This is a genomic window from Deltaproteobacteria bacterium (genome assembly GCA_026388545.1).
Lineage (GTDB): Bacteria > Desulfobacterota > Syntrophia > Syntrophales > UBA2185 > JAPLJS01.
On the sequence record JAPLJS010000114.1, the window covers coordinates 134,425 to 148,541 of the forward strand.

The window sequence follows — 14,117 nt, forward strand, 5'->3', positions numbered from 1 at the left end:
AGGGTACTTTGATGAGAGGAGACCCGGTATGATCAAATGCAGTACATTTTATGAAATGCTGATAACCCGCGGCATTTCTTTTTTTACCGGTGTACCCGATTCCCTTCTCAAGGATTTTTGCGCCTATATAACCGATCATGTACCCGACAATCAGCATGTCATTGCCGCCAATGAAGGCGGCGCCGTCGCTCTGGCCGCCGGTCACTATCTGGCAACAGGCCATATCGGGCTTGTTTATATGCAGAATTCCGGACAGGGCAACGCCGTTAATCCATTAACCTCACTGGCTGATCCTGATGTTTACGGCATTCCCATACTTTTGTTGATCGGCTGGCGCGGCGAACCGGGAGTAAAGGACGAACCGCAACATGCCAAGCAGGGGAAAATTACACTGCAAATTTTGCAAACATTGGATATTCCATACCGCATCCTGCCAGAGAATGTTGAAGAAGCCGATCTCTGTTTAGAGGATTTGTTTGCGGAAATATCCACACATAAATGCCCTGCCGCCCTTATAGTAAAAAAGGGCGTTTTTGATTCCTATAAGTTAAAACAAACGGCAAAAGATATTTCACTTCTCTCTCGTGAATACGCCATACAGAAAATTGTCGATTCGTTAAGGCCGACAGACATTCTTGTTTCAACTACCGGAATGATTTCCCGGGAACTTTACGAATATCGAGATGCGATTGACGGCAATCATAGCAGTGACTTCCTTACGGTCGGATCCATGGGCCACGCCTCACAAATCGCCATGGGAATCGCCTTGGCAAAACCGGACAGACAGGTTTTTTGTCTCGACGGAGATGGGGCGGCTTTAATGCACTTAGGCGCCATGGCCATTATCGGATCACGAAACCTTAATAATTTTAAACATATCATTCTTAATAACGCCGCCCATGATTCGGTCGGCGGCCAGCCAACGGCAGGCAAAGACGTCGCCTTTACAAAGATAGCCATCGCCTGCGGCTATAAATCGACCTTGGTTGTGGAGTCACAGGAAGAACTCAGAGACCTGCTGCCGCCATTGCTGGCGACGCAAGGCCCTGCTCTGCTGGAAATTCGCGTAAGAAAAGGCGCGAGAGCAGATTTAGGCCGCCCGAAAACGACGCCACATGAAAATAAGGCGGCATTTATGGAATTCCTTTCGAAATGAATCAGCAAGAATATATCGGGTTTGACAGCATCAGTTACTTAGCGACGATCCTTTTAAAACTTTCTCCTAAAAATATTTTCCTCGTTACGGGCCGGCAATCCTTTGAGGTTTCGGGTGCAAAAAATATATTGGACCCTTTGCTCAAAGGCTTTTCAATTGTACCTTACCCATATAATGAACCTAATCCAAAAATTGCAGATATTGAGCGCGGCTTGGAAACGTATAAGAAAGAAAAGCCGGATGTCGTTATTGCCGTCGGCGGCGGCAGTGTTATCGACACAGCCAAACTGATTAACTTCTTTGCTGCAAACGACATCAAACCGAAAGACTGGTTTAATGAAAAAAAACCTGAAATAAGGAAAAGCGCCCCTCTGATCGCTATCCCCACAACCTCAGGTTCCGGCAGCGAGGCAACGCATTTTGCTGTGCTCTATATCGGAAAAGAAAAACACTCCGTGGAGCATGAAACGATGCTTCCGGCTATTGCAATCATTGATCAGGCTTTCTCAATGAATTTGCCACCCTATATCACAGCATCTTCAGGGATGGACGCCCTATCCCAGGCCATTGAATCATACTGGAGCATCCATGCCACAGAGCAATCTAAAAAATTGGCCGCAAGTGCAATCGAACTGATCTATCCCGGAATTATCGACTGTGTAAATAATCCCACACCAGAGCACCGCCTGTCTATGGCACAGGGCGCCCATTTGGCCGGCAAAGCGATAAGATTAACCAAAACCACCGCCGTCCACGCCATTTCATATCCCATGACATCATACTTCGGCATACCTCACGGGCATGCATGCGGTTTGATTTTGCCCGGCATGTTTCATTTTATATCCGGCGTTACGGAAAACAGTCTCACAGATAAACGGGGCCGGGAATATGTGATTAAGACATTAAAAGAAATCGCCGTCTTTCTGGGTGAGAAGAATCATAAAAATGCACCAAAAAGACTTGAAATGTTGATGAAGGAAATCGGCCTGGAGACAAATTTGAACGCCCTTGGAATAAAATCGAATGATGATATAGAGACCATTATCACTCACGGCTTTAATCCCGATCGTGTCAAAAACAATCCCCGATATCTAAACAAAAGCGCTTTAAGACATATTTTGAATAAGGCCGCCGCAATGTCGGCCTTTGCAAACCCTCAAAGCTGAACCATGATCAGAAACACCCTCTTCATGTTTACATCGACTATTCTGCGCTTTATCAACGGCGTCCTGCTCTTTATCATCATGGCGCGTTTTTGGGGTCCTCAAACCTTCGGTGTTTTCATGTATCCGTTCACTCTGGCGGCCATCATCGTCATATTAGTTGACTACGGTTTCAATCTCCAACTGGTCAGGGACGTAGGGAAAAAAACCCAGGAAGCACATAGGCTGACCTGTCAGGCGGTGGCGATAAAAACGATTTTAACCGCAATAGTAGCCGTTTTTGGCTTGCCGTTGATCCTTCTATTAAAGTCACTTGAGGGGTATCGCCTTATCCTTGGTTTGCTTCTATTCTCAAATATTCTGAATTCCTACGGCTTGCTTTTTAACTTGAGTTTTCGGGGTATGGGCCTGTTCGATAGAGAGGTGAAGACTGTATTTTGGTCAAGCATAGTTACTTTTCTCTTAGTCGGAGGGCTTGTATTATCTGGTCAGGGTCCTGAAGTCATCGCCATAGGATTTGTTCTTTCCAAGGCTTTTTTTCTGATTCTTTCTTGGGCGGTTTACCGGCATCTTATTGGCGGGACCAAGTTTATATATCCTAACCGACGTAGCGCGCTTACGGCGCTGAGTAGTGGATTCCCTTTTGCGGCCCATGTAGCTTTAGGCACACTTTATTTTTCCGTTGATACGATCATTATTCAACACTTTCTCGGTGCAGAAAATGTCGGCATTTATCAGGCCGGATTGAGGATAATGGTCGGCGGATTGATATTGACTGATGTACTTTCCAACATTTACCTGAGTCGTATGGCCAAAGACAGTTATGATCGCAAGGCATTGATCAGTCTGTCTACACGCATGACGCGCCATTGCTTGATGATAGGCGTGTTTGGCTTTATTTGTATGATTGGTTTCTCGGATCTGATTGTGAAATTAATTTATGGCAGTAATGGTTTCAGCAAGGTCATTCCTCTATTTCCTCTTTTTGGCATAGTTCTTCTATTGCGTTATTTAGGAGCTTCCTATGGTATTCTTTTGACGGTTGATAATCGCCAGGTTGTGCGTATGGTTGGTGTAGGTTTATCCGTTATCGTCAGTATCGCTCTCAACATTCTCTTGATTCCAAGATTCAATTTAAACGGCGCCCTCTTTGCGTCGATTATCACCCATGTTTTCTTGACGGCCATCTATATCTTTTTCGCATGGCGGCAAGTTCAGAGTTGGCTTATAGAGAAGCGCTCATGGATTTTAATTTCAATTGCCGTTTTGACAGGATTGTTTCAACTGTTCATTATTCCTGATCATAATATAATGCGTTACACAGTTATGACCGGCGCTCTTTTGTTTGTCGGTCTCATTGGCATAACCTCAACTGAATATTCTAACCTCGTGAAGCGCTTGCAAAGATATGCATCAAACGCTGCCTGATTTGGAGGTAAGGTGTACCAGAGAATCCGGGCGCTCATTATAAATCTGATTTCACTACCTCTTTACTGGATTAGTTTTTTTACCCCGCGCAATAAAAATATCTGGGTATTCGGCGCATGGCTTGGCCGTAGTTACACGGACAACAGTAAATGGCTCTTTGAAAGTGTTTGTAAAAATGAGCCCCAAATCAGGGCAATCTGGCTGACCCGTGAACGTAAAGTTGTAAATGAAATGCACAGGTATGGGTTTGAAGTGTACATGATTAAGTCCTGGAAAGGCTACTGGCTTACCTGCCGGGCCGGTCTCGCGATAGCCTGTTGGGGTAACGCTGATGTAAACAGGATAGCTATTTCGCGAGCCAAGAAGCTCCAGTTATGGCATGGTTCACCCATGAAACAAATCGTAATGGATGACAAATATGCTCAGATAGATACTTCAAGCTTATTAGGATTATTGCAAAAGATTTGGCAGGCTTTTTTCCCGTTTACTGTGGAACGGTGGGATGTGGTCATCGCTTGCAGTGAAGTTTTCAAGAGATATATGGCAAGCGCTTTCGGGGTAAGCCCGCTGCAAGTCAAAGTCACCGGTTATCCAAGAAACGATGTTCTGCTTGATCCCAATCCACCGATTATTCCTTTTATTGAGGAACTCAAAAAGTCCCTTGTGGTTAAGTATGTGCTTATTTATGCACCAACCTTTCGAAATGATCCAAAAGATATGGACAAGTTGTTTCATACTTTCGAAGTGGAGAAGTTTGAAAGTTTTTTGACGGATCATGAGGCTGTTTTATTAATCAAGATGCATTACGTTTACCTTAATTCACCCCAAGTGATCAATTTGAAAGAGCGAATTTCGCGCATTTGTTGGCTTGATGAGAAGTCGGTTCCGGAGATCAATCCGTTACTTAATTTTACTGACATACTTATTACCGATTATTCCGGTGTATACTTCGATTACTTGCTTTTGGACAGGCCAGTGGTGTTCGCTCCCTTTGATCTTGAAAACTACCTTGCGGGCGATCGTGAAATGTATGAAGATTACAACCACGTCGCAATGGCCGGCCCAAAATGTCGAGATTGGAACGATGTAATGAAGGCCTGCCAAGAAATATTAAATGGCAATGATAAATGCCGCGTGGAGCGAAAGGCGGCGCAAAGAAAATACAATAGCTTCGTTGATGCAAATAGTTGCTCACGAGTTATAGAGGTGGGGAAAAATATGGTTGGGATTCAATAGGTTGAATTAGAGTATGAAAAAAATCAACATATTAATGGCTACTTTTAATGGTGGCCGATATTTGAGCGAACAACTTGATAGCTTATTAGAACAGACGTATGAATACTGGACTCTTTATATTCGTGATGACGGTTCGTCCGATGACTCAATGAAGATAGTTAAAAGTTACTCAAAAAGAGATAAACGTATTCAACTCTTACCATCTTCTGGTCAAAACGTTGGGGCATGCCAAAATTTTGCACAACTGATGGAAAATACAGACGGACCTTATGTGATGTTCTGTGATCAAGATGATATCTGGTTGCCTGATAAGACTGAAACAACATTGAAGGTTATGAAAGACAGTGAGAAGCGCTTTGGAACAGGTATGCCGATCTTGGTGCATACGGATTGCGCAGTTGTCAATTCATCTTGCCAAGTTATTCATCCATCATTCATGCGTTATCAGAAGATGAATCACGTAGATGATAACCCTCTTCGAATCTTATTAACTCAAAATTTTGTTACAGGCTGCACTGTTATGATTAATCGTGCGCTTCTATCAAAATGTCTGCCGGTACCAAATACTGCCTTGATGTACGATTGGTGGATAGCGCTGGTCGCTGCAGCACTTGGTAAATTAGTATTTATTCCTCATTCAACACTCTTATATAGACAACATACTGATAATGTGGCAGGTGCTAAGAAAATTATCTCCAGGAGAAATTTGCGTCGCTTAGTCAATTTTGAAGAACTCGATAAATCGATGATTAAGCTAATGTTGCAGAATTGTGCTCTGTTGAAACACATAAATAGTCAAAATGATGTTAAAAATAATTATATGCTTGAAGAGTTTATATCATCAATAAAGACGAGAGGGACGGCCGCATTCACTTGTAGCCTCAAATATCGCATAGTAAAACAAGGGATTCTACGTAATTTACTTTTTTTCTTTCAACTAGCTAAGGGTTCATATACTCACGCAATACGTTCTGAATATACTAAATGATAAAGAGAATAATATTAAGTATTCCCTTTTTATTTCTTGTAGAATTAATTTTAGGAGGGCCTGGTTTTTGGAAAATAACTGAAGCAATTACTGTTAGAAAGATTTTATTTATTTTTTCCTTTATTATCCTGTATTCATATGCGTTTATTAGGGGGCGATGGCGCATCACAATATTTGATTTTGGTTTGCTGATATTCATATTTGCTAATATACTTATATGGATTTTCTGGATTCCTATCATACATAATACTGAGTTAAGTTGGGCATTTGGTGATGGCGGGTCGATTTTTATGTTGTTGCTTTATTTCCCATTGGTTGCTTTAATGCGGACAGCAAATATTAATTGGGGGATCGTTAGGGTTATATTTGTTGTTTTGGCATTTATTGTTGCTCTTATTCATGTTGCGATATGGGCTGTCGTATATATTCTACCAGATTTCGGCACAACAATGGGAATGATCGCCAAAATCTTTTTCTGTGCAGAAGATTATAGAGGCATATATATTGGTTATATGCCGGACGGCTACTATAGGGTTATGTGGATTTCCTCACTATATTTAATTCCAGCATTATTCATCGCCCTACAATTAGTTAGGCGTAATCAGTTATATTTTATCGTAATATTTTTTATATTATTTGCTATTATATTTACCTACACGCGTTCTTTTTGGTTGGGTGTAGCTATAGGTTTTCTCTCTTTGAGCATGATTCCTTTAGTTCGCTTGGCTAATTCTTGTTGTGTAGGACGTATTAGTTTTTCTGGCCCTTCGATCGCATTCAGTAGTTTTTTTATCCTTATGGGCGTAATTTTACTTTTTTGGAATTATGACCCAATAGCCCCTATTTTTTCACGCTTTTTTAGCCTGTTTGCAGGCGATGAGGGCGTTCAGATCAGGCTAAATCAAAGTCAGGCATTGATGGAAACATGGTCTAATTATCCGCTCTTTGGTACCGGTTTCGGCGGTGTTGCGAAACACTTGATACGCTCAGAAAGTGCGGCATTTTCTTACGAGATGTTTCTTCCGATGCTCTTAATGAAGATTGGGCTTTGTGGTATATTTTTGTGGGCTGTTACCGTCTTTAATCTTTTTTTTAATGCGTGGAGAATAGCAAAAATGACAAAGGGGAGTCATTGGCTAAGATATTGGTTGGCAAGTTGGCTAGCGTTTATAATTCCGTGCATGACTAATCCATATTTATTCAATTTTGTAGGTATGTCTATCGTGTTGTTTTTACTTTTAGAAATGGAATGGCAAAAACTTGCAAAACTAGCAGAAAAACAGAAGCTTCATGAATGCACAAATATTCCGTTAGATGCTTCTCAACAGCCTGCAATTTCTCTCTAAAATAATTGAAAATGTTAGTAAATAGATACGGAATAATGGTTGTTATCCTTTTCCTGTTCATGCCACAAAATGGCTATAGCATGCTATTAGTTCAGGACAGGAAGCCTCAGGCCACCATTATCATTGCTGAAGACTGTCCCGACTCAGTTTGGTTTGCAGCGTCGGAATTTCAAAAATATGTGCAGAAGACAACCGGCGCGTTGCTTTCCATAAAACATAAGATGCCTGTCACAGATAAGTCAACAGGGTACGTATTGATAGGCGAGAGCGATTATACTCGACAAAAAGGTATAAATGTCGGACTCAAAAAACCCGATGAATTCCGAATAGTCAGTCGCGACAATTGGCTGGTAATTATGGGAAAGGATTATAAAGGAAAGCCAATTGTTGGTATGAGGAGTCCTTGGCGTAGTAAAGAGGTATATAATGCAAAGTTGAAGCTTAATGCATTCGGAGAAACAGGCACGTTGTATGGCGTCTATTATTTCTTGCATCGCTTCTGTGGTGTACGGTGGTATATGCCGGGAGAGTTAGGGGAAGTAATCCAGCCCAAAAACACTTTGCAAGTTTCCAATGTTGACATTAAAAAAGCTCCTGATTTTGAATATCGATATGTATGGCTGTGTGATTTCGCTGATGATGTAGATGCCGCCCTTTGGTACAAAAGAACTGGTTTCGGCGCGGCCGCACCTGTACAAATAATAGACTCATTCCATTTTTTCCTGAAGTACAAAGATACGCATCCTGAATACTTTGCCTTAATCAATGGACGTCGTGATTTTACTGACTTATCTTCAAAACGAGGTGGCGGCAATCTTGACCTATCCAATGGAGATGTATTCAAACAATGGATTGCAGATATAAGAAAATATTTTGATGAGCATCCGGAGCAAAGGTTCTATCCGCTAGCACCCAATGATGGTATGTTCAAAATATGTGAATGCAAAGACTGTCAATCTCAGATTAACGAAAAAATGGGCGAGGAGGGTAAGTATTCAGATTATATCTGGGGTTTTATAGACAGGGTGGCGAAAGAGATATACAAATCGCATCCTGATAAGTTTATAGGCTGCATGGCATACGAACATTACCAATATCCCCCCAGCAAACTGAAAAGGTTAAATCCCAATGTTGCTGTGATGATCGCTAAATGGAGGATGTTCTATAATGATCCCGAATACCACAAAAAGATGGACCGCTTTATAGAAGGCTGGCGCGTGAAAAGTAACCATATCTACATATGGGAATACTATTTAAATTCATGGGGAGTTTTGCGAGGGCACCCTGTATTTTTCCCGCATACCATAGCCGACGACCTTAGATACTTAAAGAAATTCAGCAAGGGTGAGTTTATTGAAGCTGAAACTTGGCAAGGATCTGAACCACAAAAGATGGGCTTCTATGGTATGTCACACCTGAATCTATACCTCACTGGGAAGCTTTTCTGGAATGTCAACGAAAACCTGGATGATATTTTAAACGAGTACTACAGAGTGTTCTATGGTCCAGCAAAAGAGGAAATGAGGATGTTTTGGAATTTGGCCGAGGCGGCTTGGATGAAGAAAATTAACATAAAAGAAAAAAGCTTTACACGCTTTCTAAGGTCTAAATCTCTTATAGATAGTCGATATGACAAAGAGACATTGGGGCAAATGCACTCTCTGCTCCAGAACGGGTTGCACAAGTTACATGAAGGATCAATTTATCACAAAAGAGTTAAATTGATTTATTCTGAAATATTTGACGATAGGCTTTTCCCCATGGTTCAGTCATGGTAAGCACTAATTTGAGCTGTGATATTTGTCCATGTCAAAATATCCAATGAATGCATCAAAACGCGGCGATTAGATTGGCAGTAAGGGAAAAATTAAACAAAAAGCGGTTCATCCGGGTTAACCCATCTACCGCAGTTCTAAAGTTTGGAAGTAGTAATATCAAGTAGTTACGATAAAAATCAGGTCATTTTCGTCACTACATTTCAATGATCTTTGGTTTATTTGGAAGCAAAATCTTCATTCTTTGAATCAGTACTTTGAGTTCCTTTGGCGGCGTTGCCACAACCCTGAGTCTGATTTTTCTGTCCCGTATAGAGACCTTTGAATTTTCTCATTTCGAGGAGCATTGAGAGCTGTGAATTTTCAAAATTTCATTAGAGTTTATTTTTCTATCCGTTTTTTCAGAAAATTGGACATTGGTTAAGGATATTACTGATTCATCCGGTTCTTGCGTACTTGCATGTATGGTAATGATATTATTCAGTTTAATATGAGAAACCTTTGCACAACTCCTGTTAAAATTTGAGTAGAAAAATAGAGAAAAAGTGATTTAACATATTAATATCACTTGACATATTACGATTTTCATGATAATTTTCGGTCAAATTCAACGTTGAAGGAGACCGCCATGGCTTTCAAAGAATACGATCGAAAACCGACTTTCCTCGATATGGAACTCCAGAGAGCATTCGGACAGGCACAATCACGGACCCAACAATCACTTACGGAAATCGATAAGATCATCAACTGGACATCCATAGAGAAGATCGTAACAGAGAACTATCCTGTGGGGCAATCGGAATACGGGAACAAAGCATACCCGCCCATGTTGCTGTTGAAAGCCAGCCTGATCCAGAAGTGGTTCGGGATCCACTCCGATCCGGAGCTGGAGATCCAGATCAATGATCGTTTATCCTTCAAGGCCTTCATCGGTTTGCCCTTCAGCGAACCTTCTCCTGACCATTCCATCATCTGCCGGTTCAGGGAACGGATTGGGAAAGATACCCTGGAGAAGATACACCATGAGCTTCTGGAGCAGTTCAGTGCCCTGGGTTTCTCCCTTGAATCCGGCATGGCCGTAGATGCCAGGGTGATCAGATCAGCAAGCCGTCCTGTGAGTACAAACAATCTCGATGCCCTGAGAGAGAAGAGGAAGGCCAGGGCAAAGATGAGGAATAAGACACAGAAGGCCATGCGCTTCCAGAGGGATATTGACTCCGACTGGACGGTGAAGAACAAGCAGCCCGTTTTCGGAATGAAGGAGCATGCCTCCGTTGATGTGGAAAGCGGTCTGGTTTTATCCACCTGTGTATTCAAGGCCTCTGAGCATGACACGACCTATTTCTCCTATGTGGTGACGAAGGGCATTCATGGTAACGGTCTTCCTGAAACGGTTTATGCCGACAAGGGCTACTGTGGAAAAGCCAATCGGGAATTCCTGAGCATGAACGGCATCGGTGACGGAATCATGAGAAAGAACCAGATCAATGCATCTCTGACGGAAACCGAAATCCACAGAAACAAAACCATTGCCAAGGTCAGGTACAAGATTGAGCAATATTTTGGCTTAACCCATAAATATCATGGCGCGGGAAAAGCGAGGTTCACTACCCTTCTCAAGGAGAATTGGGATCATCTCTGCGGAGCGATGGCCTTCAATATCAAGCGTGTTGTTCTGAATCTGAGAAAACGGAAGATGATTGCCGCAACGTAGGGGGAAGCATCCCCCATGCCCCCTCCCCGGGGTTATCCGGGGGAAACCAAGATTGTCAAAGAGCGTTTTTCGGTATCAAAACTTAGAAACCGATAAAAAATCTGAAAAAGTGAGCATCCAAACAGAGGAAAATTTAATATCGAAATTGTGCAAAGGTCTTTTATAGGAAAAGCGCTTTTTTTCTACCTTTATGAATTTACACAAAAGATTTTACACTGCTGAATAATTTTAACAAACATGTCAAAGTAAAATAAAAAAATGGAGGTTGCCATGGAATTTAAACAGTTTACTTTAATTGTTTTAAGAAAACTACATCTTTTGCCTATTGTTACAAGAGGAATTTTATTTCAAAAGGTTTTGATGTGTCACGCAAAAAATAATGCTTATTCCAAAGCACATAATATAAAAATACCACCCTACTCACTCATGATAGATGCTTATGGTCATTGCATGCTAAAAGAATATCACGAAACAGGATTAATACACGCCAATTTCATTAACGATATTATTTTGCAGCATAAACCTGCTGAAAACATTACAGTATGCGAGTGGGGTTGCGGCGCAGCTAGAATATTACAACACCTTAAATCAATTAATAGTAACATTATTGAGCTTATAGGAACAGATTATAATCCTAAAACAATACTCTGGTGCAAAAATAATATAAATAACATAACTTTTGTTAAAAATGATTTAAAGCCTCCATTTCTTTTAAAAGATAAATCTATAGATGTATTATATTGTATATCTGTATTTACTCATTTATCCGAAGTTCAAAACCACTTATGGATAAACGAAATAAAAAGAGTCTTAAAGGAAAACGGTCTATTTATTGGTTCCTTTCATGGAGAAAAAACCTTCCATAAATTAACACAAAATGAACTTAAACAAATACAAAAAAGTGGTATTGTTGAAAGAGGTAATGTTAAAGAGGGTTCCGGATTTTATGTGGCATACCATAGTGATAATTTTATCAAAAACAAATTATTAAATTATATTAAAAATATTAATAAAATTAAGTGCGATTTTATGCTTCAAGATGTATGGTGTGCCATGAAATAGCACACCATCAGAGGTTAAGCGGTTGACAACTGAGCAGTACAGTGCAGTACCGATGGAAGATGTGATCCGGAAAGTTAATGAAGTCGTCAGAGGATGGGTAGGTTACTTTCGATATGGCAATTGTACAAAGGCCCTAACAACTCTGAAAAGATACCCGGTCTATAGGATTCGAATATGCCTGCGCCGGAAACACCATTACCGTAGTTTTGGATATAAGGCGTGTCCGGACAGATATTATTTTGATTCCTTTAGGTCTATACGAAGTTCCAACCAAGGCTCCTTGGTCTCAGTCGGCGAAATCATCCGGATGAAGAACATCGGAAAGCCGTGTGCGGGAGAATCGCATGCACGGTTGTGTGTCCAGCGAAGGCTGGTCTGTTCAGCAGGAGTCAAACCTGCCAGGGTAAAAGCCAGAGCCCTGTAGCTTGGATAGCAAGGTGGAGGGAAACCAAAATCTTGGAGCCTATTGACACACCCATCAAAAGGAAGGGAGCGAGTTACCAGGCCGTAACGAGAGTGAACGCAGAGGTGGCCTCGAGAATTCGAAGTTCCGGAAGCCGAGCCAGCAACCGTAGGGCGAAGGCAAGATGAACAGACGAAAACTGGATGATACGTTTGATTCGTTCCGGCGGGGTGATAGCGACAGCATGGTAACAAGGACAAACCAAGCAACTGGAGAAACCCTCCTCGTCCCAGGGAGAAATTTCTGGAGCAAGGTAGGTCTTATAACCGGCAACACCGGGAAGTGGATCGAAGGCGAGAGGGTGGCGGATGGGTTCGTAAGAGCGATGAACTGGAGTAATATCCGGGGAGCAAAGGAGCCCTGCTGTTAATAATCTTCTGACAACACTGGGAGGTAAGGGCGAGATGATAAAGGCGCCCATCAGTTTACAGAACCTGAGGAGGAAGATATACTTAAAGGCGAAGTCTGAAAAGGCATGGCGATTCTGGGGACTGTATGTTCATGTCTGTAAGATGGAGACGCTCCGAGAGGCCTACAAGATGGCCAAGAAGAATAATGGTGCACCGGGAATAGACGGGGTAACATTTGAGGCCATTGAGGAATCGGGTCTGGAAGCTTTTCTTGAGCAGATAAGAGAAGAACTGGTCTCAGGCACGTATCGACCGATGAGGAATCGAAGGAAGGAGATACCCAAAGACAAAAATAAGGTCAGGATTTTGGGGATTCCTTGCATTCGAGACCGTGTGGTTCAAGGAGCATTGAAGCTAATCTTTGAACCGATCTTTGAAGCCGATTTCCAGGAAGGGTCATATGGATATCGACCCAAGCGGACAGCCCATGCGGCTGTAGGACGTGTGGCAGAAGCAGTGGTGAAAAACAAAACACGGGTCATCGATGTAGACCTTAAGGCCTACTTTGATAATGTTCGGCATGATATCATTCTTAGGAAGATTGCCGAACGAGTGGACGATGGCGATGTGATGCGACTGCTGAAGCTGATTCTGGAAGCTAATGGTAAGCGGGGAGTACCACAAGGGGGAGTAATTTCGCCATTGCTCAGTAATCTCTATCTCAACGAAGTGGATAAGATGCTGGAACGGGCAAAAGAAGTCACCCGTCATGGCAAATATACATACATTGAGTATGCAAGATTTGCCGATGATCTGGTTATCCTTGTAGACGGCTTCCGGAAATGGAATTGGCTTGAAAAGGCGGCCTATCGAAGACTTCTTGAGGAGTTGAACAAGCTTGACGTTCAAGTAAATCAGGAGAAGACTCGGATAGTGGATCTTACTAAAGACGAGACATTCAGTTTTCTTGGGTTTGACTTTAGGCGGATGAAAACCCGCCAGGGCAAGTGGGGAGTGCGAATCACACCGAGAATGAAGGCACGAACTACTCTGCTGCGAAAACTTAAAGAAGTGTTTCGCCGCCACAACTCGCAACCCGTAGATAGGGTCATATACCTGATTAATCCAATTCTCAGAGGATGGGTTAACTATTTTAGGGTTGGACATGCCAGTGGATGTTTTGGATACATCAAGGACTGGGTGGAGAAGAAGATTCGGCGACATCAGATGCGGGCAAGGAAACGCTGTGGTTTCGGCTGGAACAGGTGGAATAGGGACTGGTTCTATAAGAACCTTGGGGTATATAATGATTACAAGGTCAGATATTATCAGGCCTGAAAGCGCTGCCAGACTGATAGGTCACATAAACCTTTAGAAGAAGTTAACAGGAAAGCGTAGTGCGGGAAATCCGCACGCTACGTTTGACGTGGCGGGGG

12 protein-coding genes are annotated in these 14,117 nt (G+C 42.2%); all 12 read left to right on the top strand.

The window, feature by feature from the left end:
- Window positions 1–28: 28 nt before the first annotated feature.
- The 12 genes from aepY to ltrA all read left to right on the top strand — a co-directional run bounded on the left by aepY (window position 29) and on the right by ltrA (window position 14,019).
- The gene (aepY, locus tag NTW12_14670; GenBank protein MCX5847572.1) at window positions 29–1,156 is read left to right on the top strand and encodes a phosphonopyruvate decarboxylase; all 1,128 of its coding nucleotides are present in this window, start codon (window positions 29–31) and stop codon (window positions 1,154–1,156) included.
- Complete coding sequence (locus NTW12_14675) at window positions 1,153–2,322, top strand: phosphonoacetaldehyde reductase (protein MCX5847573.1); 1,170 nt, start codon at window positions 1,153–1,155, stop codon at window positions 2,320–2,322. The genes aepY and NTW12_14675 overlap by 4 nt, the downstream gene beginning before the upstream one ends.
- A 3-nt stretch (window positions 2,323–2,325) precedes the next feature.
- Entirely contained in the window at window positions 2,326–3,747 is a 1,422-nt protein-coding gene (locus NTW12_14680) for a flippase (protein ID MCX5847574.1), read from the top strand.
- A gap of 12 nt (window positions 3,748–3,759) precedes the next feature.
- Window positions 3,760–4,983 carry a CDP-glycerol glycerophosphotransferase family protein gene (locus NTW12_14685; protein ID MCX5847575.1) on the top strand — a complete coding sequence of 408 codons (1,224 nt, stop codon included), beginning with the start codon at window positions 3,760–3,762 and terminating at the stop codon, window positions 4,981–4,983.
- Between the two features lie 13 nt (window positions 4,984–4,996).
- Window positions 4,997–5,971, top strand: a complete 975-nt coding sequence (locus NTW12_14690; protein ID MCX5847576.1) for a glycosyltransferase family 2 protein — start codon at window positions 4,997–4,999, stop codon at window positions 5,969–5,971.
- Window positions 5,968–7,317: a hypothetical protein gene (locus NTW12_14695; protein MCX5847577.1), complete on the top strand. Its 1,350-nt coding sequence runs from the start codon at window positions 5,968–5,970 to the stop codon at window positions 7,315–7,317. Before NTW12_14690 ends, NTW12_14695 begins: the two co-directional genes overlap by 4 nt.
- A 35-nt stretch (window positions 7,318–7,352) precedes the next feature.
- Window positions 7,353–9,095 carry a DUF4838 domain-containing protein gene (locus NTW12_14700; GenBank protein ID MCX5847578.1) on the top strand — a complete coding sequence of 581 codons (1,743 nt, stop codon included), beginning with the start codon at window positions 7,353–7,355 and terminating at the stop codon, window positions 9,093–9,095.
- A 625-nt stretch (window positions 9,096–9,720) separates the two neighbouring features.
- Window positions 9,721–10,806 carry an IS5 family transposase gene (locus tag NTW12_14705; GenBank protein MCX5847579.1) on the top strand — a complete coding sequence of 362 codons (1,086 nt, stop codon included), beginning with the start codon at window positions 9,721–9,723 and terminating at the stop codon, window positions 10,804–10,806.
- Between the two features lie 270 nt (window positions 10,807–11,076).
- Window positions 11,077–11,868 carry a class I SAM-dependent methyltransferase gene (locus NTW12_14710; GenBank protein ID MCX5847580.1) on the top strand — a complete coding sequence of 264 codons (792 nt, stop codon included), beginning with the start codon at window positions 11,077–11,079 and terminating at the stop codon, window positions 11,866–11,868.
- A gap of 22 nt (window positions 11,869–11,890) precedes the next feature.
- Window positions 11,891–12,292: a hypothetical protein gene (locus tag NTW12_14715; GenBank protein ID MCX5847581.1), complete on the top strand. Its 402-nt coding sequence runs from the start codon at window positions 11,891–11,893 to the stop codon at window positions 12,290–12,292.
- Between the two features lie 163 nt (window positions 12,293–12,455).
- Window positions 12,456–12,701, top strand: coding sequence for a hypothetical protein (locus NTW12_14720; protein MCX5847582.1), 246 nt, complete (start codon window positions 12,456–12,458; stop codon window positions 12,699–12,701).
- A 34-nt stretch (window positions 12,702–12,735) separates the two neighbouring features.
- A complete protein-coding gene (gene ltrA / locus NTW12_14725; GenBank protein MCX5847583.1) occupies window positions 12,736–14,019 on the top strand; it encodes a group II intron reverse transcriptase/maturase in 1,284 nt (427 codons plus the stop codon).
- The last annotated feature ends 98 nt before the right edge of the window (window positions 14,020–14,117 follow it).